The 24,262-nt window shown below is 61.8% G+C and carries 25 protein-coding genes; 15 read left to right on the top strand and 10 right to left on the bottom strand.

The features are described from left to right. The first annotated feature begins 9 nt into the window (after positions 1-9). On the top strand, positions 10-591 hold the full coding sequence (locus tag HX805_RS07530) for a YigZ family protein (protein ID WP_177116727.1): 582 nt from the start codon (positions 10-12) through the stop codon (positions 589-591). Between the two features lie 302 nt (positions 592-893). Here HX805_RS07530 and HX805_RS07525 read toward each other — a convergent pair whose 3' ends face one another. Continuing rightward, positions 894-1,286: a hypothetical protein gene (locus HX805_RS07525; protein WP_008430778.1), complete on the bottom strand. Its 393-nt coding sequence runs from the start codon at positions 1,284-1,286 to the stop codon at positions 894-896. An 83-nt stretch (positions 1,287-1,369) separates the two neighbouring features. On the opposite strand from HX805_RS07525, the gene HX805_RS07520 reads away from it, so the two are divergent. The 3 genes from HX805_RS07520 to HX805_RS07510 all read left to right on the top strand — a co-directional run bounded on the left by HX805_RS07520 (position 1,370) and on the right by HX805_RS07510 (position 3,938). After that, complete coding sequence (locus tag HX805_RS07520) at positions 1,370-1,720, top strand: MerR family transcriptional regulator (protein ID WP_003211171.1); 351 nt, start codon at positions 1,370-1,372, stop codon at positions 1,718-1,720. A gap of 26 nt (positions 1,721-1,746) precedes the next feature. Continuing rightward, complete coding sequence (locus HX805_RS07515) at positions 1,747-2,433, top strand: SDR family oxidoreductase (RefSeq protein ID WP_177080354.1); 687 nt, start codon at positions 1,747-1,749, stop codon at positions 2,431-2,433. Between the two features lie 146 nt (positions 2,434-2,579). Then, positions 2,580-3,938, top strand: a complete 1,359-nt coding sequence (locus HX805_RS07510; RefSeq protein ID WP_177080355.1) for an 8-oxoguanine deaminase — start codon at positions 2,580-2,582, stop codon at positions 3,936-3,938. 155 nt (positions 3,939-4,093) lie between these two features. Here the strand turns inward: HX805_RS07510 and HX805_RS07505 are convergent, their stop codons facing one another. After that, positions 4,094-5,182, bottom strand: coding sequence for a calcium:proton antiporter (locus HX805_RS07505; RefSeq protein ID WP_003211166.1), 1,089 nt, complete (start codon positions 5,180-5,182; stop codon positions 4,094-4,096). 194 nt (positions 5,183-5,376) lie between these two features. On the opposite strand from HX805_RS07505, the gene HX805_RS07500 reads away from it, so the two are divergent. Next, complete coding sequence (locus tag HX805_RS07500; protein ID WP_008430770.1) at positions 5,377-6,330, top strand: adenosine deaminase; 954 nt, start codon at positions 5,377-5,379, stop codon at positions 6,328-6,330. Here HX805_RS07500 and HX805_RS07495 read toward each other — a convergent pair. Together HX805_RS07495 and HX805_RS07490 are read right to left on the bottom strand one after the other, a co-directional pair. Next, entirely contained in the window at positions 6,327-7,019 is a 693-nt protein-coding gene (locus tag HX805_RS07495) for a helix-turn-helix transcriptional regulator (RefSeq protein ID WP_003211161.1), read from the bottom strand. The two genes, HX805_RS07500 and HX805_RS07495, sit on opposite strands and share 4 nt — an antisense overlap. Before the next feature lie 138 nt (positions 7,020-7,157). Beyond that, positions 7,158-8,087: a LysR family transcriptional regulator gene (locus HX805_RS07490; protein ID WP_087693475.1), complete on the bottom strand. Its 930-nt coding sequence runs from the start codon at positions 8,085-8,087 to the stop codon at positions 7,158-7,160. Positions 8,088-8,204: 117 nt separating this feature from the next. Between HX805_RS07490 and HX805_RS07485 the strand changes: the two genes are divergently transcribed. The 3 genes from HX805_RS07485 (at position 8,205) to HX805_RS07475 (ending at position 9,865) form a co-directional block, all read left to right on the top strand. Beyond that, positions 8,205-8,498 carry a putative quinol monooxygenase gene (locus tag HX805_RS07485; protein WP_003211158.1) on the top strand — a complete coding sequence of 98 codons (294 nt, stop codon included), beginning with the start codon at positions 8,205-8,207 and terminating at the stop codon, positions 8,496-8,498. 28 nt (positions 8,499-8,526) lie between these two features. Further along, positions 8,527-9,540, top strand: a complete 1,014-nt coding sequence (locus HX805_RS07480) for a zinc-binding alcohol dehydrogenase family protein (protein WP_003211156.1) — start codon at positions 8,527-8,529, stop codon at positions 9,538-9,540. A 145-nt stretch (positions 9,541-9,685) separates the two neighbouring features. Beyond that, positions 9,686-9,865 (top strand): hypothetical protein, encoded by a 180-nt coding sequence (locus HX805_RS07475; protein ID WP_003211153.1) that lies wholly within the window; start codon positions 9,686-9,688, stop codon positions 9,863-9,865. A gap of 6 nt (positions 9,866-9,871) precedes the next feature. On the opposite strand, the gene HX805_RS07470 is transcribed toward HX805_RS07475, so the two are convergent. Both HX805_RS07470 and HX805_RS07465 read right to left on the bottom strand, forming a co-directional pair. Further along, complete coding sequence (locus tag HX805_RS07470) at positions 9,872-11,065, bottom strand: multidrug effflux MFS transporter (RefSeq protein WP_003211152.1); 1,194 nt, start codon at positions 11,063-11,065, stop codon at positions 9,872-9,874. Positions 11,066-11,152: 87 nt separating this feature from the next. After that, positions 11,153-11,353 (bottom strand): heavy-metal-associated domain-containing protein, encoded by a 201-nt coding sequence (locus HX805_RS07465; RefSeq protein WP_177116726.1) that lies wholly within the window; start codon positions 11,351-11,353, stop codon positions 11,153-11,155. A 147-nt stretch (positions 11,354-11,500) separates the two neighbouring features. Here HX805_RS07465 and HX805_RS07460 point away from each other — a divergent pair, with 147 nt between their 5' ends. The 3 genes from HX805_RS07460 (at position 11,501) to cueR (ending at position 14,557) form a co-directional block, all read left to right on the top strand. Continuing rightward, positions 11,501-11,881 (top strand): hypothetical protein, encoded by a 381-nt coding sequence (locus HX805_RS07460; RefSeq protein ID WP_087693477.1) that lies wholly within the window; start codon positions 11,501-11,503, stop codon positions 11,879-11,881. Positions 11,882-11,957: 76 nt separating this feature from the next. After that, positions 11,958-14,159 carry a cation-translocating P-type ATPase gene (locus HX805_RS07455; RefSeq protein ID WP_177116725.1) on the top strand — a complete coding sequence of 734 codons (2,202 nt, stop codon included), beginning with the start codon at positions 11,958-11,960 and terminating at the stop codon, positions 14,157-14,159. Beyond that, positions 14,156-14,557: a Cu(I)-responsive transcriptional regulator gene (gene cueR / locus HX805_RS07450; RefSeq protein WP_008430758.1), complete on the top strand. Its 402-nt coding sequence runs from the start codon at positions 14,156-14,158 to the stop codon at positions 14,555-14,557. The genes HX805_RS07455 and cueR overlap by 4 nt, the downstream gene beginning before the upstream one ends. Positions 14,558-14,702: 145 nt before the next feature. Here the strand turns inward: cueR and HX805_RS07445 are convergent, their stop codons facing one another. Together HX805_RS07445 and HX805_RS07440 are read right to left on the bottom strand one after the other, a co-directional pair. Continuing rightward, positions 14,703-15,602, bottom strand: coding sequence for a PA4780 family RIO1-like protein kinase (locus HX805_RS07445; protein ID WP_008438985.1), 900 nt, complete (start codon positions 15,600-15,602; stop codon positions 14,703-14,705). Between the two features lie 151 nt (positions 15,603-15,753). Beyond that, positions 15,754-17,031: an acetyl-CoA C-acetyltransferase gene (locus tag HX805_RS07440; RefSeq protein WP_177116724.1), complete on the bottom strand. Its 1,278-nt coding sequence runs from the start codon at positions 17,029-17,031 to the stop codon at positions 15,754-15,756. Positions 17,032-17,145: 114 nt separating this feature from the next. Here HX805_RS07440 and HX805_RS07435 point away from each other — a divergent pair, with 114 nt between their 5' ends. The 4 genes from HX805_RS07435 (at position 17,146) to HX805_RS07415 (ending at position 23,251) form a co-directional block, all read left to right on the top strand. After that, positions 17,146-18,498 carry a 3-oxoacyl-ACP reductase gene (locus HX805_RS07435; RefSeq protein WP_177116723.1) on the top strand — a complete coding sequence of 451 codons (1,353 nt, stop codon included), beginning with the start codon at positions 17,146-17,148 and terminating at the stop codon, positions 18,496-18,498. A gap of 2 nt (positions 18,499-18,500) precedes the next feature. Then, on the top strand, positions 18,501-19,352 hold the full coding sequence (locus HX805_RS07430; protein ID WP_177116722.1) for a MaoC family dehydratase: 852 nt from the start codon (positions 18,501-18,503) through the stop codon (positions 19,350-19,352). Between the two features lie 289 nt (positions 19,353-19,641). Beyond that, positions 19,642-21,390 carry a collagen-like triple helix repeat-containing protein gene (locus HX805_RS07420; protein WP_218167302.1) on the top strand — a complete coding sequence of 583 codons (1,749 nt, stop codon included), beginning with the start codon at positions 19,642-19,644 and terminating at the stop codon, positions 21,388-21,390. A gap of 175 nt (positions 21,391-21,565) precedes the next feature. Continuing rightward, on the top strand, positions 21,566-23,251 hold the full coding sequence (locus HX805_RS07415; protein ID WP_177116719.1) for a ShlB/FhaC/HecB family hemolysin secretion/activation protein: 1,686 nt from the start codon (positions 21,566-21,568) through the stop codon (positions 23,249-23,251). A gap of 115 nt (positions 23,252-23,366) precedes the next feature. Here HX805_RS07415 and HX805_RS07410 read toward each other — a convergent pair whose 3' ends face one another. Next, complete coding sequence (locus HX805_RS07410) at positions 23,367-23,774, bottom strand: response regulator (protein ID WP_003212897.1); 408 nt, start codon at positions 23,772-23,774, stop codon at positions 23,367-23,369. Positions 23,775-23,838: 64 nt separating this feature from the next. Continuing rightward, the gene (locus HX805_RS07405) at positions 23,839-24,030 is read right to left on the bottom strand and encodes a Flp family type IVb pilin (RefSeq protein WP_008438993.1); all 192 of its coding nucleotides are present in this window, start codon (positions 24,028-24,030) and stop codon (positions 23,839-23,841) included. Positions 24,031-24,262 lie beyond the last annotated feature (232 nt).

Raw genomic sequence — 24,262 nt, 5'->3', positions numbered from 1 at the left:
AAGTTACCCATGCCTTTCACGCTTACCGGCCTTTGCGAGTTTCGCGAAGAAATTCGCAAAAGCCGCTTCATTACCCTCGCCGCCCCGATCAGCAGCCCCCAGAACGCCCAGGCCTTCATCGACCAGCACAGCGACCTGAACGCCACGCACAACTGCTGGGCCTGGAAACTCGGCGATCAATACCGCAGCAACGACGACGGCGAACCCGGCGGGACGGCCGGGCGCCCGATCCTGGCCGCGATCGAAGCGCAGGATTGCGACCAGGTCGTGGTGCTGGTGATCCGCTGGTACGGCGGCATCCAACTGGGCACCGGCGGCCTGGCCCGCGCCTATGGCGGCGGCGCGAACAAATGCCTGCAAGCCGCCGAACGCGTCGAGCTGATCAAACGGGTGCCGCTGAGTTGCTCCTGTGGTTTTGCCGAGCTGCAGTTGGTGAAGCTGCGAGTGGCCGAACTGGGTGGGCTGGTGATGGAAGAAACCTTCACCGCCAATGGCGTCGACCTGCAGTTGGCCCTCGGCGAGGCACATATCGACACCCTGCAAGCGCAGCTCGCCGACCTGAGTCGCGGGCGCATTCTGCTGGAGCGCTGAAACTGCCCACATCTACTGTGCACCTGCCTGTGGATAACCTGAGCACACTCGCCTGTAACCCTTCTGTCACAAGGGTTTCAGACGGTTGTACAGTTTTTGTTCAAGGCACTGCACGAAAGTATTAATCCAGCTCAAAAACAGTCAGTTAGGCGGGTTATGTCCTTTAGAACAAAGGGCCACAGCGCTTATATCCACCGGTCACGCTTGCGCACAATTACTGTGGAGCAACCTGTGGATAACCCGTGCAAGAGTGACCCCGCAGCAGAGCCTGCAACGTTCCGGCACAACTGAGCATTTTTTGATCAACTTGCTGCTCGGCGCACCGGTATCAACTGAGCCACCGCCCACAGCACTTCAAACACCACGACAATCACCAATACAGTACTGGCACCATGGGCCAGCGCGTAGATCTGCCAGGTGGCAAACAGCACTCGGCCGGCGGCGTCGTAGCGGCCAAAGATCGCTTGTGGGTCGCGGATTCGCAGCACCGACCACACGCAGACAATCGAGCCCATCAGGTTCGCCATCAACATATGCACAGGCGCGAACGGCGGCAGCTCGCCGGGCAGGTTCAACGCCACCAGGGCGTTATGCAGCAGGACAAACGTCCAGGGTGTGACCAGTGCGGCGGTGACAATCAGGTCGTACCAACCGCTGGCCCGAACCAGTCGACGGTATTGGTGTGCGGTCCACATAGCCGTAAGCTCCTTAAATTCAAGAAGCCAGCAGGCTAAAGCCTGGAGTATGCTCCAGGGTCAAGCCCCCTTGAGCCCTCTACATGCGTATCGGCGAATTAGCCCAGGCCAGCCAGGTCAGTCGCGACACCCTGCGTTTCTACGAGCAACGCGGGCTGATTGCCGCGCAACGCAGTGCCAACGGTTACCGTGACTACCCCGCCGACATGGTGCAACTGGTGCTGTACATCAAGACCGCCCAGCGCCTGGGCTTCAGCCTGGGTGAAATCGGCAACAGCGTCGGCGCATTATGGCAAGCTCCAGACCCCGACAGCGCCGTGACCCAGCTCCTGCAAGACAAGCTCAACCTGATCGAAACCCGCATCGCCGAACTCGACCAACTGCGCCAAGAGTTGCAGCAAAGGCTCGGCCAGCGTTGTCCACTGAACCCGTGAACCTCCACCGTCAAAGGAAGCCATTCATGTCCACTTCAAAAACCGCACTGATTATCGGCGCCTCCCGGGGCCTGGGCCTTGGCCTGGCCAAGCAACTGCTGGCGGACGGCTGGGAGGTGACCGCCACCGTGCGCGACCCGCAAAAGGCCGATGCCTTGAAGGCCTTGGGCGATGTGCAGATCGAAAAGCTCGACATGGATGACCAGCAGGCGGTAATCGCCCTCAGCCAGCGCCTCAAGGAAAAAACCTTCGACCTGCTGTTCGTCAACGCCGGTGTCAAAGGCCCGGCCAACCAGGAGCCGGGCCACGCCACCCTGGCTGAAGTCGGCCAACTGTTTTTCACCAACGCCGTGGCGCCGATCAACCTGGCCCAGCGTTTTGTCGGGCAGATCCGCCCAGGCACCGGCGTGCTGGCTTTCATGAGTTCGATCCTGGGCAGTGTCACCATTCCCGACGGCTCGGACCTGGCGCTGTACAAGGCCAGCAAGGCCGCCCTCAACTCCATGACCAACAGCTTCGTCACCCAATTGGGCGATCAGAAACTGACCGTGCTGTCGTTGCACCCGGGCTGGGTGAAGACCGACATGGGTGGCGAAAACGCCCACATCGACGTGCCCACCAGCGTGCGCGGCCTGGTTGACCAGGTGAATGCCTACACCGGCAAGGGCGGCCATCACTTTGTGGACTACAAGGGCGACACCATCGCCTGGTAAAAAAACCGGGATCGTTATCGGCCGATTGCCGTCGATAACGATCCACACGTAAACTGCGCACCTCGCCCTCCCCGGCGACCCTGGATCAGCAGACAGGGCAACACTGAGCTGGCAAACCTGAACCCATCATTCAGAGGAGCCGGCCAATGCCTGCGACCCGTATCTGGTTAAAAAACCCCCTCGCGATTTTCACTGCCAATGGCCTCGACGCCCGTGGCGGCCTGGTGCTGCAAGACGGTGTGATCACCGAAGTGCTGGGCTGGGGCCAAGAACCCTCCGTGCCCTGTGGGCAAGTCTTTGATGCCCGCGAGCATGTGGTGCTTCCGGGGCTGATCAACACCCACCATCACTTCTATCAAACCCTGACCCGCGCCTGGGCGCCGGTGGTCAACCAGCCGCTGTTTCCCTGGCTGAAAACCCTGTATCCGGTCTGGGCCCGACTCACCCCGGAAAAACTCGCGCTGGCGAGCAAAGTGGCCCTGGCCGAACTGCTGCTCTCGGGCTGCACCACGGCGGCAGACCACCACTACCTGTTCCCGGACGGCCTGGAACAGGCGATCGACGTGCAGGTCGACAGCGTGCGCGAACTGGGAATGCGCGCCATGCTCACCCGCGGCTCCATGAGCCTGGGCGAGGCCGACGGCGGGCTGCCACCGCAACAAACCGTGCAGCAAGGCGAAGTGATTCTGGAAGACAGCCGCCGCCTGATCCGCCAGTACCACGAGCGCGGTGACGGCGCACAAATCCAGATCGCCCTGGCGCCCTGCTCGCCGTTTTCCGTCACCCCGGAAATCATGGAAGCCAGCGCCGAGCTGGCCAACCACCTCGACGTGCGCCTGCATACCCACCTGGCGGAAACCCTCGACGAAGAAGACTTCTGCCTGCAGCGTTTCGGCCTGCGCACCGTGGATTACCTCGACAGCGTCGGCTGGCTAGGCCCGCGCACGTGGCTGGCCCACGGAATTCACTTCAACCCTGAAGAAATCGCACGCCTCGGAGCTGCCGGTACCGGCATCTGCCATTGCCCGAGCTCGAACATGCGCCTGGCTTCCGGGATATGCCCAACGCTGGACCTGCTGGCCGCCGGCGCACCGATTGGCCTGGGGGTGGACGGTTCGGCGTCCAATGATGCATCGAACATGATCCTCGAAACGCGCCAGGCCCTGTACATCCAGCGCCTGCGTTACGGGGCAGAGAAGATCACCCCGGAACGGGTGTTGGGTTGGGCGACAAAAGGTTCGGCGCAGTTACTCGGTCGCGCCGATATCGGCGAACTGGCCGTAGGCAAACAGGCCGACCTGGCGTTGTTCAAGCTCGATGAACTGCGCTTCTCCGGCAGCCATGACCCGATCTCTGCGCTGCTGCTGTGTGGCGCCGACCGAGCGGACCGGGTGATGGTCGGCGGCAAATGGCGGGTGATCGACGGGCAGGTCGAAGGATTGGACCTGAAAGGCTTGATTGCCGATCACAGCCAGGCGGCGCGGGAACTGATCAACCGGACTTAACTGAAGAAACACTTTTCAAATGTGGGAGCGGGCTTGCTCGCGAATGCGTTGGGTCAGTCAACATATCTGGCGACTGACACTCCGTATTCGCGAGCAAGCCCGCTCCCACACAAGCCCGGTTTCCACAATTATTTCTGCGGTGTTTTCAGGATTGGTTACAGTCCAAGCAGCGACAGCATGATAAACGTCGCAAACAACACAAAATGGGTCATCCCTTCGATGGCGTTGGTTTCGCCATCGTTGAGGTTGATCGCACTGACAATCAGCGTGATAAACACCATCACGGTCTGCACCGGCGTCATCGCCATCTGAAACGGCTGGCCGGTGTACAAGGCCATGGCTTCCATCACCGGCACGGTCAAAATCACCGTCGACAGAGAAGCCCCCAGCGCGATGTTCACCACCGACTGCATGCGGTTGGCCAGCGCTGCGCGCAACGCGGTCAAAATCTCCGGGGCGGCGGAAATCGCGGCCACGATGATCGCCGTGATTACCGGTGGAGCCCCCGTGCCTTCCAGGCCTAGGTCGAGGGTCTTGGACATCACCTCGGCCAACGCGCCAATCACGATCACGCCAAACACCAACGTCCCGATGGAAAACGCCAGGTTGATCGGCGGCGACTCTTCTTCCGGCTGTTTCTTGCGGCGTTTTTCCGGGTAGCTGTAGCTGAAGAAATAACTGTGGGGCCCCACCTGCATCCGCAGGAACAACGTGTAGAGCACTACCATCGCGCCGATGGTGAAGGCCGAGTAAATTTTCCAGTCGGCCTCGGGGATAAATTCCGGCACCACCATCGACACACCCATGGCGGTAAGGATCATCACGCTGTAGGTGCGCGCCGAATCGTCGTTGTAGGACTGTTCACCATGCTTGATGCCGCCCATCAGTGCAGCCAGGCCGAGGATGCCGTTGATGTCGAGCATCACCGCCGAATAAATAGTGTCGCGCACCAGGGTCGGCGAGGGCTCGTTGCTCATCATGATCGCCAGGATCACCACTTCCACCAGCACGGCGGCGAGGGTCAGGATCATGGTGCCGTAGGGGTCGCCGACCTTTTCCGCCAGTTGCTCGGCGTGATGGGCCACGCGCATCGAGGCCACGACGATAAAGCCGATCAGCGCTATGCCAGCCAACAGCGCCACCATCTGCCCGCTGTGCAGCATCCAGTGCTCCAGCGGGTAGGCAGCGATGGCGGCAATCAGCGCCAGCAGCATGAATTTTTCTTGCTTGATAGATGTGAGCATTGCAGGCCTTTTGAACGCGGCGAATCCGTCATTGATGGGGTACAGACTGCACCGCGCCGCTAACGTTTCGTTACACCTTAGTTCATGCACTGCTTGCACGGTGCCTGTGGATGCTCACCGCTTGGTCAGGTTTTGCCGATTATTTCGGCGTGCGCCTGTAGAATGCCGCCATTGCACCTGATGAGAATTTATAAATGTACGATTGGCTCAACGCCCTGCCCAAGGCTGAATTGCACCTGCACCTGGAAGGCTCGCTGGAGCCTGAGCTGCTGTTCGCCCTGGCCGAACGCAACAAGATCGCGCTGCCGTGGAACGACGTCGAAACCCTGCGCAAGGCCTACGCCTTCAACAACCTGCAAGAGTTTCTCGACCTCTACTACAAGGGCGCCGATGTACTGCGCACTTCCCAGGATTTCTACGACCTGACCTGGGCCTACCTGCTGCGCTGCAAGGCGCAGAACGTGATCCACACCGAACCGTTCTTCGACCCACAGACCCACACCGACCGTGGCGTACCGTTCGAAGTGGTGCTCAACGGCATTGCCGCCGCCTTGAAAGACGGCGAGCAACAACTGGGCATCACCAGCGGTTTGATCTTGAGCTTCCTGCGCCACTTGAGCGAAGAAGAGGCCGAAAAAACCCTCGACCAGGCACTGCCATTCCGTGATGCGTTTGTTGCCGTGGGCCTGGACAGCTCGGAAATGGGCCACCCACCGAGCAAGTTCCAGCGCGTGTTTGATCGTGCCCGTCACGAAGGTTTCCTGACCGTCGCCCACGCCGGTGAAGAAGGCCCGCCGGAGTACATCTGGGAAGCCATCGACCTGCTGAAGATCCAGCGTATCGACCATGGCGTACGCGCCATTGAAGACGAGCGCCTGATGCAGCGGATCATCGACGAACAGATCCCGCTGACGGTGTGCCCGTTGTCCAACACCAAGCTCTGCGTGTTCGACGACATGTCCCAGCACAACATCCTCGACATGCTTGAGCGTGGGGTGAAAGTGACGGTGAACTCGGACGATCCGGCGTACTTCGGCGGTTATGTCACCGAGAACTTCCATGCGCTGTACACCTCGCTGGGCATGACCCAGGACCAGGCCAAACGCCTGGCGCAAAACAGCCTGGATGCACGGTTGGTCAAGCCTTAATCAGCGACCGGTCTGGCGAGCCGGGCAATTTCCAGTTGCCCGGCTTCACTGACCTGCAACGCCTGGGACTCATTGATCACGCTGACCCAGTTCGACTGCAGGCACAACTGCAACAACGCGGCCCCCAACGCACCGCCCAGGTGTGGCTGCTGTTCGCTCCAATCAAAACAATCGCACACGATCGGCTGAGCCAGTGCCTGGGTAAAAATCCCCAGCGCTGCGAGTTTGCGCGCACCTGACGGCGTCACGTCCGTACGCTGTTCCGCGCGCTCGATCCACCCGGCCGCCATCATCCGTTGATACAAACCCGCTGCCAGCTCGCCCCCCAGGTGACCATGGCACAGCCGCGCTCGCCGTAAAGCCGCAGGCGCAGTCAATGACCGCGAATGAATGGGCGTGCTGCGGGCGACGCTGGCCATCGTGGTGCAGGCCAATGCATCCACGGCGGCCGCCACATCGGCGGCGGCCACCCGGAAAAAGCGTTTGCCGCTGCGGGCTTCGACACGCAACAGGCCACCGGCCGTCAATCGCGTCAGATGCGCATTCGCCGAGGCCGATGACAGCCCGGCAAGTGTCGCCAACTCATCGGAGGGTTTGGCCGAGCCGTCCATCAATGCCCACACCATCGCGGTGCGTTTCGGGTCGGCCAGCAAGGTGGCGATCTGACTGATGCAAGGTGCCTGTTCCATGTGCTCATTCACTCCCTGTTGAATCATTTGTCTGCTGCGTCTGGCGGAAAAGTATAAGCGTGAAAACGCCGGGTTCCGTGCCGTCTTACAGCGCAACCAAGGACAGAAGCTGAAGGAAATTTCCCGATATCCCCGGGGTTATGGTGTAGAGGCTGATCGCTCCGGCAATTGCGCAGTCAATGTCGCACAACGGGCAACGAGCATTTCCCGCAGAAGATTGATCGGCTTGCTCAGTTGCGCGCGATGGGCACACAACAGATTGAGCGGCGTACGTTCGCCCCGCAGCTCCGGCAGGATCAGCCGCAGGCGCCCCGCCAGCACATCCGAGCTGACATCCAGCCAGGACTTGTAGGCGATACCCACCCCCGCCACCGCCCAGCGTCGCACCACATCGGCATCATCACTGAAGCGGTCACCGGTCACCGTCAGGCCGACATCACGCTTGCCATCGTTAAACCCCCAATGGTCATGCACCCGGCTGCCGAGCATGTACAGCAGGCAATTGTGCTGGGTCAGTTGCTCCAGGTGGCGCGGCTCGCCGTGCCGCGCCAGATAGCTGGGAGCAGCGCAGAGCACGCGGCAGTTGTCCGGGGCGATGGGCAACGCGATCAGGCTGGAGTCTTCGGGTTCGCCGTAGCGCAGGGCGATATCCACCGGCTGGCGGAACAGGTCGGCAATCCGGTCGCCCAACAACAGGCGTACGCTCAGGTCGGGGTATTCGCGCTGGAACTCATCGAGCCAGGGCAACAACTGGTTACGGCCAAAGTCCGACGGCGCCGAGAGTTGCAGCACCCCGCTGACCTGATCCTGGCCGCTGGCCAACAACCGCCGGCCTTCATCCAGGCTGCTCAAGGCGGCCCGGGCGTACTCCAGGAAGCCTTCGCCCTCGGCGGTCAGGCGCAGGCTGCGGGTGGAACGCGCCAACAACCGTGCGCCCAACTGCTGCTCGATGCGCTTCAACGCCGCGCTGGCCACCGCCGCCGACATGTCCATCACCCGTGCTGCCGCCGAAAGGCTGCCCAGGTCTGCCGCACGCACAAACAACTGCAAGTCATCAAAACGCAGCACGCCGACCGCCCATTATCAAAAAAGCATTGAAAGAGACTGCTCTTTTAGCGGGTTTTATCTTCCAGAGAAATAGCCAATCATCTGTCCATCCCGTTCATCACGTGTCTGGAGTCGAATATGTCTGCTGCCTTTAACGTCATCGCCACGCTGATCGCCAAACCCGGCCAACAGGCCACCCTGGAAACCCTGCTGCGCGAGCTGCTGGAACCGACCCGCATCGAAGCCGGCTGCCAGCAGTACGACCTGCACCAAGACCTGCAACACCCCGAGACCTTCTACATGCTCGAACGCTGGAGTGACGACGCCGCGCTGGCCGACCACGACCAGAGCGCGCATATCCAGAATTTCCGCACCAAGGCTGCCGACGTGCTTGAGCATTTCGAACTCAAGCGCCTGAAGTTTATTGCCTGATCAACCGCCCCCTTTTTTGGAAACCATCATGAAAGCCATCGCCTACTACGCCGCACTGCCGATCAACGATCCAAAATCCCTGCAAGACATCGAACTGCCCGAACCGGTCGCCGGCCCCCGCGACCTGCTGGTGGAAGTCAAAGCCATCTCGGTGAACCCGGTGGACACCAAGGTGCGCCAGAACGTCGCCCCGGAAAACGGCGCGGCCAAAGTGCTGGGCTGGGACGTGGCCGGTGTGGTCAAGGCCGTGGGCAGCGAAGTCAGCCTGTTCAAGGTCGGCGACAAGGTGTTCTACGCCGGCTCCCTGGTACGCCCCGGCGGCAACAGCGAACTGCACACTGTCGATGAGCGCATCGTCGGCCATATGCCGAAAACCCTGGGTTTTGCCGACGCTGCTGCACTGCCGCTGACCGCCATCACCGCCTGGGAATTGCTCTTCGAACGCCTGCAAGTGCGTGAAGGCAAGGCCGATGAAGGCCAGAGCCTGCTGATTGTCGGTGCTTCGGGTGGTGTGGGATCGATCCTGACCCAACTGGCGAAACAGCTCACCGGCCTGAAAGTCATCGGCACCGCCTCCCGTCCTGAAACCCAGGCATGGGCCAAGGACCTGGGCGCCGACCTGGTGATCGACCACAGCAAACCGTTGAGCGAAGAGCTGAAAAACGCCGGCCATCCGCAGGTGAACTACGTCGCCAGCCTGACCCAGACCGACCAGCACCTGGACCAACTGGTGGAAGCGCTGATTCCCCAGGGCAAACTGGCGCTGATCGACGATCCCAAGGCATTGGACGTAAGCAAGCTCAAGCGCAAGAGCCTGTCGCTGCATTGGGAGTTCATGTACACCCGCTCGATGTTCGAGACCAGCGACATGATCGAGCAGCACAACCTGCTCAATCGCGTCGCCGAACTGATCGACGCCGGTACTCTGAAAACCACCGTGGGCGAGCACTTTGGCGTGATCAACGCGGCCAACCTGCGCCGTGCCCACGAACTGCTGGAAAGCGGCAAGGCCAAGGGCAAGATCGTGCTGGAAGGGTTCTAACGAAAGGTTCTGTCAGTGTCGTCTGTTATTCATGTGAGTAATGGACGACACCGCTAGTCAGAGACTTGATCCTTGTCATATTTGTGAGCGTATTCGGGTTTATATTGGCCGCCTTTGCCACGCAATTTACGTGAGGAAGTCAGCAATGAAGATCCTGATAAAAGCGCTAGCAAGATCCGAAGGCAACAAATGGCAGGTCCGTCTCGACCAGAACGCCTTTACCTTCCGCAGTGAGGCCGAGGCCCGCGCGTTTGCCGACACCCTGCAAACCCGTATCCAGGCGCCTCACCGATTCCCCGAAAGCCAGCAGCGTTCTGCTGGCTGATCCTGATCAGTCCGCCGCTTGCAGTGCCCGTTGGCGCTGCAGGCGCCGGGTCAGCATCGCGAACGTTACGGCCAATACGCCACACAAGCTGATGACCATTGCCATCGGCATCGCCGTGCCGTCGTGCAGCACGCCGACCAACGACGCTGCGCCTGCGGCCACACCAAACTGAATGCAGCCGAGCAACGCCGACGCGCTGCCCGCCCGAGCGCCCTGCCCGCTCATGGCGCAGGCCGAGGTATTGGGCAAAATGCAGCCCAGGCTGGCGATGCAGATAAACAGCGGTACCAGCAGTGGCCACAAAGCGTCCGTGCGCAGCGCAGTAATTGCCAGCAACGACAGACCCGCCGCCAGGTAAACCCACACCGTGCGCGACAGTAAAAATGCCGGGCCACGCGACGCGAGCAAACGCGCATTGACCTGTGCCACCAGGATAAAGCCCGCGGCATTCGAGCCGAATACCCAGCCATAGTGTTCGGCGGGCACGCCATAGAGCTTGATAAAGACGAAGGGCGAGCCCGCGATGTAGGCAAACATACCGGCAATCGAGATGCCGCCGGTCAAGGCATAGCCCAGGTACACCCGGTCCGACAGCAACCGGCCGTACTGGCGCAGTGCGCCTGACAGCGGCTGGCGCGGTTGATGGGCCGGGAAGCTTTCCGGCAGCCCGACTGCTACCGCAATGGCCGCCATCACACTGAACGCCGTCAGCGCCAGGAAGATCGACTGCCAGCCCCACACCCCAACCATCACCCCGCCCGCCAGCGGCGCGAGGATCGGCGCCAGCCCGGTGACCAGCATCAGTTGGGAAAACACCTTGGCCGAGCCCACCGCGTCGCATTTATCGCTGACCACCGCCCGCGAGATCACCATGCCCGCACAGCCGCCCAGGGCCTGGACGAAACGCGCGCCGATCAGCCATTCCAGGGACGGCGCGTACGCACAGGCGAAGGACGCCAGGGTAAACAGGGTGACGCCGCTGAGCAGCGGCCCGCGCCGGCCAAAACGGTCTGCCAGCGGTCCATAGATCAACTGGCCGATCGCCAGGCCCGTGAAGTACACGGCCAAGGTCAGCTGAATATGTTTTTCGTCGGTGCCGAATGCCACGGCCATGGCCGGGAAACCCGGCAGGTAGAAGTCGATGGCCAACGGCGCGAACGCGCTCAAGGCCCCCAAGATCAGGATTATACGAAGGTTCATCAGGCACCCAGGTGAGTCGGCAGCCCAACAGTCTAGCCGGGCTCGGGTGCCTTGAACATTAAGTTAGCTCGCTAACTATTCAAAAAGTCAGGCGAGCTTGGCGCTGTAGCCTTCTTCACTGATCAGGTTGATCACCTCTGCCGGCGACAGCAGGCTGCTTTCCACGCCGACTTCCTTTGTCGCGAGGTCGACGCGCACGCTGGCCGCCGGGTCCTTAGCCTGCACCGCCTGGGTTACCGAGCGGACACAGTGGCCGCAGGTCATTCCTTCAACGCTGAATACTTGCATGACATGACTCCCTTAATGAGGTTGCCCGCAGTGTTGACCTTGCCATGATGGCAAGGTCAAGTTCTGAAAACATCGGCCGGGCTGGCATTCATTCGCGCCCTCGGCCAAGCTGCACTTATCCACGATGTGAACCTCGGAGAATTCGCCATGCGCTGGTCATTTTTTGGCCTTGTCAGCCTGATGGGCTTTTTTGCTGCTGTGCCACCGGCCAGCGCAGATGAAGATTATGCGGTGCTGATCATTTCCCGGGAGCGCCTGGAAGTGCCGACCAACTGCGAGATTGGCTTGTACATCCAGGACCAGTTGGCCGGGCGGCTGTTCCAGGAGCAGGCCACCTCCTTCAACTTGCCGGCCGGGAATGTGTCGTTGCGCCTGAAGTTGTTGCCGGGGCAATCCCAGGGTTGCTTGCCGGGCATGCTCGCACCACCGGCGCAAAACATCACGTTGAAGGCGGGTGACGTTCGCAAGTTGCGTATCGCGCAAGGTCCGGACGGCATGTACCTGAAACCGGCCGCACTGGAATACTGAAACATTGATCTAACGCCTTGACCTTCCCCACAGGTCAAGGTTGATCCTAGGGGCAATCTCTCCTGGAGTACTGCCCATGAACGGATCCACCACCTTCGACCTGCCGATCAGCGGCATGACCTGCGCCAGCTGCGCCGGGCGGGTTGAACGGGCACTGGGCAAAGTGCCCGGGGTGCAACGTGTCAGCGTCAACCTGGCCAACGAACGCGCCCACATTGAAGTGCTCGGCCAGATGGACCCCGGCGTCCTGATCGCCGCCGTCGACAAGGCCGGCTACACCGCCACCCTGCCCCAAAGCGAAACCGCCACCCAGGCCAGCCAGGAACAACGCCTGAGCCATGAACGCTGGTCGCTGCTGCTGGCAATCCTGCTCGCCGCGCCGTTGGTGCTACCGATGCTGGTGCAACCGTTCGGGCTGCACTGGATGCTCCCGGCCTGGGTGCAATTTGCCCTGGCCACCCCGGTGCAATTCATCTTCGGTGCGCGCTTCTATATCGCGGCCTGGAAAGCCGTGCGCGCCGGAGCGGGCAATATGGACCTGCTGGTCGCCATCGGCACCAGCGCCGGTTACGGCCTGAGTATCTATGAATGGCTCACGGCGTCCGCCGGCACAATGCCCCACCTGTATTTCGAAGCCTCGGCGGTGGTGATCGCCCTGGTGCTGCTGGGCAAATATTTGGAAAGCCGCGCCAAGCGCCAGACCGCCAGTGCCATCCGCGCCCTGGAAGCCTTGCGTCCGGAACGGGCGATTCAGGTGATCGACGGCCGCGAGCAGGACGTCGCCATCACCGCCCTCAAGCTGAATGACCTGGTGCTGGTCAAACCCGGCGAACGCTTCCCGGTGGACGGCGAAGTGGTCGAAGGCCAAAGCCACGCCGACGAAGCCTTGATCAGCGGTGAAAGCCTGCCGGTGCCGAAGCAGCCTGGCGACGCAGTCACCGGCGGCGCCATCAACGGCGAAGGCCGGCTGCTGGTGCGTACCCTGGCCCTCGGCGCGGAAAGCGTGCTGGCGCGGATCATCCGCCTGGTGGAGGACGCCCAGGCCGCCAAGGCACCGATCCAGAAACTGGTGGATAAAGTCAGCCAGGTGTTCGTGCCGGTGGTGCTGGTGCTGGCCTTGGCCACGCTGGTCGGCTGGTGGCTGTATGGCGCACCGCTGGAGGTCGCGCTGATCAATGCGGTGACCGTATTGGTGATCGCCTGCCCTTGCGCCCTTGGCCTGGCCACACCTACCGCCATCATGGCCGGTACCGGCGTTGCCGCCCGCCACGGCATCCTGATCAAGGACGCCGAAGCCCTGGAGCGCGCCCATGAAGTCAGCGCCGTGGTGTTCGACAAGACCGGCACCCTGACCTCCGGCGCACCAAAAATTGCGCACCTGGCCGCCATTGACGGCAATCAAGGGGCGCTCCTGCAACAGGCCGGCGCGCTGCAGCGCGGCAGTGAACACCCATTGGCCAAGGCGGTGCTGGATGCCTGTGCCGAACAAGGTTTGAACGTCGCGGATGTCAGCGCCAGCCAGTCCCTTACCGGGCGCGGCATTGCAGGCACCCTAGATGGCCGGCAACTGGCGCTGGGCAACCGTCGCCTGCTGGAAGAAACCGGCTTGAGCACCGGTGATCTCGCCGACTCGGCCAGTGCGTGGGAGGCCGAAGGCCGAACCTTGTCCTGGCTGATCGAGCAAGGCCCGCAGCCCCGCGTGCTGGGTTTGTTTGCCTTCGGTGACACGCTTAAACCGGGCGCCCTGCAGGCGATACAGGCACTCAAGGCTCGGCATATCAGCAGCCACCTGCTGACCGGCGATAACCGTGGCAGCGCCCGCGTGGTCGCCGAAGCCCTGGGCATCGATGACGTGCACGCCGAGGTGTTGCCTGCGGACAAGGCGGCTACCGTCGCCGAGCTGAAAAAGACCGGCGTGGTGGCAATGGTCGGCGACGGCATCAACGACGCACCGGCCCTGGCCGCGGCCGACATCGGCATCGCCATGGGCGGCGGTACCGACGTGGCGATGCACGCGGCAGGTATTACCCTGATGCGCGGCGACCCACGGCTGGTGCCGGCAGCCCTGGAAATAAGCCGCAAGACCTATGCGAAAATTCGACAGAATCTGTTCTGGGCCTTTGTGTATAACTTGATCGGCATTCCGCTGGCGGCGTTCGGCCTGCTCAACCCGGTGATGGCTGGCGCGGCCATGGCCCTGTCCAGTGTCAGCGTGGTGAGCAACGCACTGCTGTTGAAAACCTGGAAACCCAAGGACCTGGAGGACGAGCGTCCATGAACATCGGCCAAGCAGCACGCCAAAGCGGCCTGAGCGCGAAGATGATTCGTTACTACGAATCCATCGGCTTGTTGAAAGCCGCCCATCGCACCGACAGCGGCTACCGCATTTATGGCGCCGATGACTTGCACACCCTGGCGTTTATCAAGCGCTCGCGGGACCTGGGGTTTTCCCTGGAAGAGGTCGGCAAGTTGCTGACGCTGTGGCAGGACCGGGGACGCGCGAGTGCCGACGTCAAGGCGCTGGCCCGCCAGCATATCGATGAGCTGAACCAGAAGATCCTCGAGCTGGGGCAATTGCGCGATACGTTGCAGGACCTGGTGGAGCACTGCCAGGGTGATCACCGGCCGGATTGCCCGATTCTCAAGGAGTTGGCGTCGGGCAGTTGTTGCACCTGAGCAAGTTTAACCAGGCATGCACGGAACCTAATGTGGGAGCGGGCTTGCTCGCGAATGCGGAGTGTCAGTCAATACATCAGTTGACTGAACCAGCGCTTTCGCGAGCAAGCCCGCTCCCACATTTGGATATCCACTCGCCGTTGGATCACTGCATCCAGGGCGGCGGTGGCGGCTCTTCCGACGCCTTGCTCGGTGGCGCATCGTCTGCCGCGCGAATCGCCTGGCGACGCTCTTCATCGAGCCGCGCCGCTTCGATCTCGCGGATAACACCGCCCACGTCAGCCAGCTCTTCCGGTTCGTCGAACTCGCCGGTCAACACACTGGCCGGGTGCAGAGTGCCGGCTTCATACAGCGCCCACATCTCCTTGGCGTACTTGGTCTTCTTCAATTCCGGGGCAAAGCGCCCGAAGTAGGAAGCCATGTTGCCCACATCCCGTTCCAGCATACTGAACGCGTGGTTGTTGCCCGCGGCATCCACCGCCTGAGGCAGGTCGATGATCACCGGGCCCGTCGGCGTCAGCAGCACGTTGAACTCGGAAAGGTCACCGTGCACCAGGCCGGTACACAACATCAGCACGATCTGGGTAATCAGGAAGGCGTGGTATTCGCGGGCCTGGTCCGGCTCCAGCGTCACGTCGTTCAAACGTGGCGCCGCGTCGCCGTATTCATCGGCCACCAGCTCCATCAGCAGCACGCCTTCGAGGAAGTCGTACGGCTTGGGCACGCGAACACCCGCACCGGCCAGGCGAAACAGCGCCGCTACCTCAGCGTTCTGCCAGGCATCTTCGGTTTCTTTCTTGCCGAACTTGGAGCCCTTGGCCATGGCCCGGGCCTGCCGGCTGTTGCGGACCTTGCGGCCTTCCTGGTATTCGGACGCCTGACGAAAACTTCGTTTATTCGCCTCCTTGTAGACCTTGGCGCAACGTAACTCGTTGCCGCAGCGCACCACGTAAACAGCTGCTTCTTTACCACTCATGAGTGGGCGCAGCACCTCGTCGACCAGACCGTCCTCGATCAGGGGTTCAATGCGTTTAGGAGTCTTCATCAGCTTTTATTGTGGGTCCTTTATTACCAAACACGCGTATGGCACTCGTTATACGGCAATCCTCTCGCCGCGGGGAGAGGGTACCGACCTTTGACCGCTTAAGAATGCATCCAATATGCCAAATTGACCGGCGGCCCGATCATAGCCGAGATCAGCGCTCAATAATCGCGGTGACGCCCTGGCCCCCGGCGGCGCAGATCGAGATCAGGCCCCGGCCCTTACCGGCTGCGTCCAGCAGCTTGGCCAGGTTGGCGACGATACGCCCGCCCGTGGCAGCAAACGGATGGCCGGCGGCCAATGAGCTGCCCTTGACGTTCAAGCGGCTGCGGTCGATAGAGCCCAGCGGTGCATCCAGCCCCAGGCGGGTCTTGCAGTATTCCGGATCTTCCCAGGCTTTCAGCGTGCACAACACTTGGGCAGCAAAGGCTTCGTGAATCTCGTAGTAATCGAAGTCCTGCAGGGTCAGGCCATTCCTAGCCAGCAGGCGCGGCACGGCGTACACCGGCGCCATCAGCAGGCCTTCGGCGCCGTTGACGAAATCCACCGCCGCCGCTTCGCCATCGCGCAGGTAGGCGAGAATCGGCAAGCCGCGCTCCTTGGCCCAGGCTTCACTGCCCAGCAGCACCAACGAGGCGCCATCGGTCAGCGGCGTCGAGTTACCGGCGGTGAGGGTGCCCTTCTCACTGCGCTCGAAGGCGGGCTTGAGGCTGGCGAGTTTTTCCAGGGTCAGGTCGGGGCGCAGGTTGTTGTCGCGGGTCAGGCCAAGAAAGGGCGTGAGCAAATCGTTTTGCCAGCCTTCGGCGTAGGACGCGGCCATTTTCTGGTGGCTTTCCAGCGCCAACTGATCCTGCTCGGCGCGGGGGATCTGCCAGGTCTGCGCCATCAATTCGCAATGCTGGCCCATGGACAACCCGGTGCGCGGCTCGCCGTTGCGCGGCAGCTCCGGCTTGAGGTGATGGGGACGAAGTTGTAACAAGACTTTAAGTTTATCCGCCATGGATTTGCTGCGATTGGCTTGCAGCAGGATTTTGCGCAGGCCCTCATTCACCCCGATAGGCGCGTCGGACGTGGTGTCGACGCCGCCGGCAATCCCGCTTTCGAACTGCCCCAGCGCAATCTTGTTCGCCACCAGCAACGCGGCTTCCAGCCCCGTGCCACAGGCCTGCTGAATATCGTAGGCCGGGGTTTGCGGCGACAGGCGCGAGCCCAGCACGCACTCGCGGGTCAGGTTGAAGTCGCGGGAATGCTTGAGCACCGCCCCGGCGGCCACCTCGCCAATACGCAGGCCGTGCAGGTTGTAGCGTTCGATCAGGCCTTCGAGGGCGGCGGTCAACATCGCCTGGTTGCTCGCCGTGGCGTAAGGGCCGTTGGAGCGGGCGAAGGGGATGCGGTTACCGCCAATGATCGCTACACGGCGCAATTGAGTCATGGAAAGCTCCCTTGAGGTTATGGGGTGAATCTCTGAGCCTAGCCTAGGCTCAATCGAACGACTTTCACCTATTGATGGTCCACCGTTTGAACCCCAGCACTCGGAGAGCGTTCCATGTCTGACCGTTATATCGACTTCGCCAACTCCAGCCTCGGCCATCGCCTGGTCGCCGCCATTGGCCTGCCGTCACCGGTACGCCTGGAACGCTGGCAGGCCGGACGCCTGCGCCCGGTGGAGGGTGCGCTGCTGATCGGCGGCGGCCCGCTGGCAACAAAAATCCTGCCATTCGCCAACAAGCTGACCGACGCTATCTATAGCTACGGCACCGAACCGTCGACGGCAACCACCTGGATTCCCGGCCACGGGCCCAAGCTCAAGGCCGTGGTATTTGACGCCAGCGAGTTGCAGCACACCGATCAACTCAAGCAGTTGCGGGAATTCTTTCAGCCGTTGATGAAGAACCTCGATCACAGCGCGCACCTGGTGATCCTTGGCCGCGCCCCGGAAAGCCTCGGCGACCCGTTTGCCGCCAGTGCCCAACAGGCCCTTGAAGGCTTCAGCCGGTCGCTGGCCAAAGAGCTGCGCAGCGGCGGCGTCCTGCAATTGCTGTACGTAGGCGACGGGGCCGAGGATCAATTGGAGGGTGCGTTGCGGTTCTTCCTCTCGCCGAAAAGTGCCTATATCTCCGGCCAGGTCATTCGCCTGAACCCTTGCCCGACCCAGGTCGCGGACTGGACGCGCCCGCTCGCCGGGCACAAGGCCCTGGTGACCGGCGCCGCCCGCGGCATCGGTGCCTCGATCGCCGAAACCCTGGCCCGCGACGGTGCCGAGGTGATCCTGCTGGACGTGCCACAAGCCAAGGCCGACCTCGATGCCCTGGCCGCGCGCCTGGGCGCCCGCAGCATCGCCCTGGATATCTGCGCCGAAGACGCCGCCACCCAACTGATCGAACACCTGCCGGACGGCATCGACATCGTGGTGCACAACGCCGGCATCACCCGCGATAAAACCCTGGCCAACATGACGCCGGAATATTGGGACGCAGTCTTGGCGGTCAATCTCAACGCGCCGCAACTGCTGACCAAGGCGCTGCTGGACAGCGGCACCCTGCACGACAACGGTCGCGTGGTGCTGCTGGCATCCATCAGCGGCATCGCCGGCAACCGCGGGCAAACCAACTACGCCGCGAGCAAGGCCGGGCTGATTGGCCTGGCCCAGGCCTGGGCGCCGTTGCTCGGTGAGCGCGGGATCAGCATCAATGCCGTGGCCCCAGGCTTTATCGAAACCCAGATGACCGCACACATTCCCTTCGCCCTGCGTGAGGCCGGGCGCCGCATGAGTTCGCTGGGCCAGGGCGGCTTGCCCCAGGACGTCGCCGAGGCGGTGGCCTGGCTCGGCCAGCCGGGCTCGGGCGCGGTGAGCGGGCAAGCGTTGCGGGTGTGTGGGCAAAGTCTATTGGGAGCGTAAGCATGGAGTGGCACACATTAGGCAGCACCCCGTTCCTGCCACCGCTGTATTGGCGCGCGGCACTCAAGCGCAAGATCACCGGCACCACGCTGCCCGAGCAAGGGTTGCGCTGCCGGGTCAGTGTGAACCCCAGGGAAGTCGCGGCCTATCGCAAGGTCTGCGGGTTTGCCGACAGCCCGGTCTTGCCGGCCACCTATCCGCATATCCTGGCATTCGGCCTGCAGATGCAATTGCTCACTGACAAGGCATTTCCTTTCCCGCTGCTGGGATTGATCCACCTGAGCAACCGGATCCGCATCCTGCGCCCGTTGGGCGGTGTGAGTGACTTGACGGTCGGCGTTTACGCGCAGAATTTGCAGCCCCATGCCAAGGGTGCGACATTCGATATTGTGACCACAGTCGAAGATTCACTGGGCCTACTGTGGGAAGCGCAAAGCCGGATGCTCTGTCGCGGTGTGAAACTCGATGGCGCAGCAACGGACAACCCGCTGCAACCCCCTGCCGCTGTCGCCGAACTGACCCGCTGGAAAGCCCCCGCCGATGTTGGCCGCCGCTACGCCCGGGTGTCCGGCGACTACAACCCGATTCACTTGAGCGCCCTCACTGCCAGGTTATTCGGCTTTCCCCAGGCCATCGCCCATGGGCTGTGGAACAAGGCCCGCACACTGGCGGCACTGAGTGAGCATTTGCCAGCCGCCAATCTCGAGATAGATGTCGAGTTTAAAAAGCCGGTGCGCTTGCCCAGTGAGGTAACGTTGTTCACGAGCGCCCCCGGCTCCAGCGGTGAGCTGCAACTTAAAGGCGCCGGGGACATTGAACACATGGTCGGCCGCTGGCGGCCCATCGCCGGATAAATTGTATATATACATCTTAAGTTATAGCGAGCTATCGATAGCTCGCTACTCTTATCAACTCATTGATTTTAATAAACTTACAACTTAAACACCGCTGCCTTCTACACCCTTGGTATTAGTCGTTAAGCAAACTAACTCTTCGTGTATATAAATCGTTAATACCAAGTTGAGCGTTGCGAGAGCGCGCACCCGGGACTGTTATAGCCATAACGGACGAATGTATCGCTGTCCCTAGAAACAGCGAACTTCGAAAACAACAAAGGCTGTACCAGGTGCAAGGAACTCAATCATGAAAACTCAAGTCGTGTTGTGGAAAGCAAGTACCGCGCTGGCCCTGATTCTGGCAGTAAGCCTCGGAGGCTGCAGCAGCGGTGGTGGTGGTCATCACAGTAGCGTCGCAGCCTCCTCTCCGGATGCTGGCGGCGGTACTGGCGGTGGAACAGGTGGAGGCACCGGCGGCGGTACCGGTGGTGGCACTGGCGGCGGCACTGATGGAGGTACCGGTGGTGGCACCGGCGGCGGCACTGGTGGAGGTACCGGCGGTGGCACCGGCGGCGGCACCGGCGGCGGCACCGGCGGCGGCACTGGTGGAGGTACCGGCGGTGGTACTGGCGGCGGCACCGGCGGCGGTACTGGTGGAGGTACCGGTGGTGGCACCGGCGGCGGCACTGGTGGAGGTACCGGCGGCGGTACCGGTGGCGGCACTGGCGGTGGTACTGGCGGCGGCACCGGCTCGACCACTCCCCTGGTCACCGGCCAGGTAGTAGGCGCTGTGGGCGGTGTCGTCGGTAATGTCGGCACCACGGTAGGTAACCTGGGCACGACCCTGACCACTGTTCCCATTGTCGGCACCACTGCCGGCGGGCTGGTCACCGCGACAGGCACCGCCGTCAACAGTATCGGCGGCGGCTTGAGCAACGGCCTGGGCACGCTGGGTACCAATAGCAACTCCGTGGGCACAACCGTTGCCGGTGTGGCCGATGGCGTTGCCGACCTGGGCACCGGCGTTTCCAACACCGGCAAATCCCTGGGCACCACACTCGGCGGCATTCCCGTAGTCGGCAGCTTGACCGGTGGCGTGAGCGGTGCGGCAGGTGGCGTGGTTGATCAGGTCGGCCAGGCCGTCACCATGCTCGGCGATACCTTGAGCACTGCCAGCACCACCGGGCCATTGGGCAGCGTGACCAATACGGTGGGTAAAAGCGTATTGGTACCGGTGGTCTCCCTGGTGGAAAACACCACCGGCAACCTGGGCAATAAAACAGGCCTGGGCAACCCGGTCGGCGGCGTACTGGATAAAGTCGGCTCCACTGTCACCGGCCTTGGCGGCCAGGTGGCCAGCGCCGGCGGCGCAGGCAACCCTGTCGGGACGCTCGTCGGTGGCGTGTTGACTGGCGTTGGCACCACCCTTGATAAGTCGAGCGGTTACGTCAACCCGGCCACCACGACCCCTCAATCGGGCCTGCCTGAACTCGTCGGCGGTCTTGTCGCCAACGTCGGCAACGGCCTGAATGCCGGCAACACCAACGGCACTGTCAGTGCAGCCGGTGTGACCGGCGGCCAAGTGGGTAACACCGTCGCGTCGCTCGGCACCCTGATCGGTGGCAATGGCGTGGCCAACACTGCAGCCACGGCTCCCGTTGCAGGCCTGGCGACCAATGTCGGCACCGCACTCAACCCAGTGACCTCGGGTGTTGCCAACCTGACGCAAAACATCGGCACCAGCACCGGTATCGGCGCACCGGTGAATGGTCTGGTTACCCAGGTCGGCGGCGCAGTCAGCAGCCTGGGCACCAACCTGACGGCGGCGAATGCCAATCCGGTGACTAACGCTGTGGGCGGTACCCTGAATGCCGTCGGCAATACCGTCGGCTCGGTGGGTGGCCTGGTAACCGGCGGCACCAGCAGTAACGGTGGCGGTCTGCTCGGTGGCTTGAACGTGGGTGCCGGTGCCACCGCTACGGGCACTGCCAATGCAAATGCAAACACAGGCGGCGGCCTGGGAGGTCTGCTCGGTGGGCTGACCGGCAAAAAATAGAATTGCACCTGGCCATTAGACGGCCTCCCCTACAGCGCCTACGCTTGGTTGAGACGAGAGATTCCAACGAGTCTCTCGTCTTTTTTATTGGCCAATGAATGGCTTTGCGAACCGTGTCCCAGAGCCCGGCGGGCCTAGCGAAAACGCTGCAGCAGTTTTGACCATGGAGTGTCCTATGCGCGCCTTGACGCCTTTGTTTCTGCTCACCCTCATTGCTGCCAGCGTCCAGGCCGAGACCCTGCCCAGCTACCTCAACAGCAACGACACCATTCGTAACCTGCCGGTACCCAACCTCCCCGCCGATGCCTATCGCCCGGTCACCCCACAGACCCAACTGCCCGAGCCGGCGGCAACCCAGGGCCAGCCATTGTTGATGGACACCAAAGTGACCATCCGCAAGCTGCAAATCGACGGTGGGACGATCTACCCGCTCCAGGATGTGGCCAAGGTTTTCGAACCGCTGATTGGCCATGAAACCAACCTGGCACAACTGATCGAAGCCACCCGCGGCATCACCCGCCGCTACCAGCAGGACGGCTACCTGTTGTCCTACGCGTACCTGCCCGACCAGCGCTTCGAAAACGGCCTGGTGCGCGTGGTGCTGGTGGAGGGCTATATCAAGGATTACAACGTGCAGGGCGACATTGGCTCGGTCTCGGCCTACGTCGACAAACTGGCGGCCAAGCTGCTGGCCGAGCGCCCGCTGACCCGCAAGACCTTCAAACGCTACACCACCTTGATGGGCCGCATTCCAGGTGTAACGCTGCAGGCGCAAGTACCGCCGCCGGGCACCACCGATGGCGGCACGCGCATGCAGATCCAGGCCTCGCGCAAACCCTTCACCAGCAGCATGAGCATGACGGACGACAGCCGTGGCGGCCTGCAAGCCCTGATCACCGGCACCAGCAATTCCCAGACATCCATGGGCGAACAACTGAGCGTCAGCGGCCTGTTCCCGCCCGGCGAGGACAAGGAGCACTACTACCGCCTGGGCTACAGCCAGTTCGTGAATGCCGAGGGCACTCAACTGGTGGTCAACGCCGAGCGCTACCGCGCCGACCCGCGCAGCAACGTGCAGCTGGACGGCGGTTTTGAACTCAAGCCACACCAGGAGGTTGACCGCTACTCCGTCGGCCTCAGCCATCCGCTGATTGCCTCCCCTACCGAGTCATTGACCCTGGGCACGCGACTCTATGCCGTGGACCAGACCACCCGTTATCAACTGGTGGGTTTCCCGCAACGTTTCGACCTGGAAACCAACCTGCGCGCCCTGGCGTTCGAAGGTGACTGGCGCAAATCCGACACGCGCCAACTGCGCATTCTCAGCGCCGGCCTGTACCAGGGCATCGACGGCCTGGGCGCCAGCACCCGGAGTGACTTCGAGGGTATAAAACCCGACATCGACTTCTTCCGCCTGCGCGTCTCGGGCGTACAGAGCGACAAGTTCTTCGACAACTGGCAAGGCGTGGCATCGGGTGCCTTCTACTGGAGCAACGACACCCTGCCCGACAGCGAACGCGCGACGTTCGGCGGGCAGAATTTCGGGCGTGGCTACCCGGATGACCAGGGCTCGGGCGACAAGGGCTGGGGCGTGGCGTATGAGGTCAACTACAGCTTCAACCGCAGCGGTGAGTGGGTAAAAATCCTGCAGCCGTACGTGGTGCTCGACAAGGCCAAGACCTGGTTCAACGAACTGCCGGCCAAGGGCAACAACATGTCATCGGCAGCAGTGGGCCTGCGCTTCGGGGATAACAAGTACTACAACATCGCGCTGGAAGCGGCCAAGCCAATGTCGGATATCGCCCTGGACAGCTTCAATCGGCGGCCACGGTATACCCTGAGTTTCAGCTACCAACTCTGAACCCTGTGGGAGCGAGCTTGCTCGCGAAGAACGTCCAGACAACGCGGGGAACCAGACTGCCCGCGTTATCGTTGACGTTTTTCGCGAGCAAGCCCGCTCCCACACAAGCTCGCTCCTACATCAATCTGATTTTGGGGATGGGGAAGAGGTTGTTGAGGGTATCGATCAAGCGCACCAGGTAGATCGGCTTGCGGAACAGGTCCAGCACCTGCAGGCGCAGCATGTCACTGACATCATCCATCTCGGCGTGGCCGGACATGACGATCACCGGCAAGTGCTGGCGAGCGGTGTGTTCGCGCAGACGCTTGATCAAGGAAATACCGCTTTCCTCGGGCATGCGCAGGTCGGTAATCACCAGTGCGATATCGGGGTGCAGGGTCAGCTCCTGCAAGGCAAAGGTGACCGAGGTCGCGGTAAAACAGACAAAGCCTTCATTCTCCAGCGACTCGGCCAGTTCAATAAGGGCGTCCTCTTCGTCATCCACCAAAAGGATTTGTTGCCGGGGAGCCGAAGAGGAGTTCATGTGGAAATGCCTGATACGCAATAGATCATTCAGCGGAACCTGCACGTTTAGGCGAGTACCGGGGTCAGGTATGAATGCCGGCCTGTATCGAGTTGAAGACGCCGGTTATGGCCGTCCGGATAGGTGTAATAAAAGCAGCCAGCGCCACAGCGACCATCGCCGCAACCAGTGCGTATTCGATACCCGATGCGCCCTCTTTGGAATAGAAAAAAATCTGGACTTTGATGAAACCCATGCGAATAAGATCAAGGAACATAATGACTTCTCCTTTGCGCCCACGGCGCTGGTATCGCGGCATCACAAAAATGATTTCGGTGTGCCACTAGAGCATTGTCAACAAACCCCAGACCAACAACTGTAAGAACTGATTAATCACAAAGTATTAGTCGGCCGGCTGACGCCAAAAATCCCACTTTCGCAGAGGTTTCTGGAGATATTTTTCGCCCGGTAATGGCGTTTTGTCTTAGCTGAACTACCTTCAAATAGCG

Origin of the sequence: Pseudomonas sp. G5001 (genome assembly GCF_013385475.1) — a bacterium.
In the GTDB taxonomy this organism is placed as follows: Bacteria; Pseudomonadota; Gammaproteobacteria; order Pseudomonadales; family Pseudomonadaceae; genus Aquipseudomonas.
This window is presented reverse-complemented; position numbering and strand designations above follow the sequence as displayed.

Excerpts from the sequence above, each read along its gene's own strand:
- HX805_RS07530 (WP_177116727.1), top strand. The coding sequence starts at position 10 with ATGCCTTTCACGCTTACCGGCCTTTGCGAGTTTCGCGAAGAAATTCGC.
- HX805_RS07415 (WP_177116719.1), top strand. The coding sequence starts at position 21,566 with ATGCGCGCCTTGACGCCTTTGTTTCTGCTCACCCTCATTGCTGCCAGC.
- HX805_RS07420 (WP_218167302.1), top strand. The coding sequence starts at position 19,642 with ATGAAAACTCAAGTCGTGTTGTGGAAAGCAAGTACCGCGCTGGCCCTG.
- HX805_RS07500 (WP_008430770.1), top strand. The coding sequence starts at position 5,377 with ATGTACGATTGGCTCAACGCCCTGCCCAAGGCTGAATTGCACCTGCAC.
- HX805_RS07470 (WP_003211152.1), bottom strand. The coding sequence starts at position 11,065 with ATGAACCTTCGTATAATCCTGATCTTGGGGGCCTTGAGCGCGTTCGCG.
- HX805_RS07515 (WP_177080354.1), top strand. The coding sequence starts at position 1,747 with ATGTCCACTTCAAAAACCGCACTGATTATCGGCGCCTCCCGGGGCCTG.
- HX805_RS07410 (WP_003212897.1), bottom strand. The coding sequence starts at position 23,774 with ATGAACTCCTCTTCGGCTCCCCGGCAACAAATCCTTTTGGTGGATGAC.
- HX805_RS07430 (WP_177116722.1), top strand. The coding sequence starts at position 18,501 with ATGGAGTGGCACACATTAGGCAGCACCCCGTTCCTGCCACCGCTGTAT.
- HX805_RS07525 (WP_008430778.1), bottom strand. The coding sequence starts at position 1,286 with ATGTGGACCGCACACCAATACCGTCGACTGGTTCGGGCCAGCGGTTGG.
- HX805_RS07465 (WP_177116726.1), bottom strand. The coding sequence starts at position 11,353 with ATGCAAGTATTCAGCGTTGAAGGAATGACCTGCGGCCACTGTGTCCGC.
- HX805_RS07480 (WP_003211156.1), top strand. The coding sequence starts at position 8,527 with ATGAAAGCCATCGCCTACTACGCCGCACTGCCGATCAACGATCCAAAA.
- HX805_RS07455 (WP_177116725.1), top strand. The coding sequence starts at position 11,958 with ATGAACGGATCCACCACCTTCGACCTGCCGATCAGCGGCATGACCTGC.
- HX805_RS07440 (WP_177116724.1), bottom strand. The coding sequence starts at position 17,031 with ATGACTCAATTGCGCCGTGTAGCGATCATTGGCGGTAACCGCATCCCC.
- HX805_RS07505 (WP_003211166.1), bottom strand. The coding sequence starts at position 5,182 with ATGCTCACATCTATCAAGCAAGAAAAATTCATGCTGCTGGCGCTGATT.
- HX805_RS07405 (WP_008438993.1), bottom strand. The coding sequence starts at position 24,030 with ATGTTCCTTGATCTTATTCGCATGGGTTTCATCAAAGTCCAGATTTTT.
- HX805_RS07510 (WP_177080355.1), top strand. The coding sequence starts at position 2,580 with ATGCCTGCGACCCGTATCTGGTTAAAAAACCCCCTCGCGATTTTCACT.
- HX805_RS07485 (WP_003211158.1), top strand. The coding sequence starts at position 8,205 with ATGTCTGCTGCCTTTAACGTCATCGCCACGCTGATCGCCAAACCCGGC.
- HX805_RS07435 (WP_177116723.1), top strand. The coding sequence starts at position 17,146 with ATGTCTGACCGTTATATCGACTTCGCCAACTCCAGCCTCGGCCATCGC.
- HX805_RS07460 (WP_087693477.1), top strand. The coding sequence starts at position 11,501 with ATGCGCTGGTCATTTTTTGGCCTTGTCAGCCTGATGGGCTTTTTTGCT.
- cueR (WP_008430758.1), top strand. The coding sequence starts at position 14,156 with ATGAACATCGGCCAAGCAGCACGCCAAAGCGGCCTGAGCGCGAAGATG.
- HX805_RS07475 (WP_003211153.1), top strand. The coding sequence starts at position 9,686 with ATGAAGATCCTGATAAAAGCGCTAGCAAGATCCGAAGGCAACAAATGG.
- HX805_RS07520 (WP_003211171.1), top strand. The coding sequence starts at position 1,370 with ATGCGTATCGGCGAATTAGCCCAGGCCAGCCAGGTCAGTCGCGACACC.
- HX805_RS07445 (WP_008438985.1), bottom strand. The coding sequence starts at position 15,602 with ATGAAGACTCCTAAACGCATTGAACCCCTGATCGAGGACGGTCTGGTC.
- HX805_RS07495 (WP_003211161.1), bottom strand. The coding sequence starts at position 7,019 with ATGGAACAGGCACCTTGCATCAGTCAGATCGCCACCTTGCTGGCCGAC.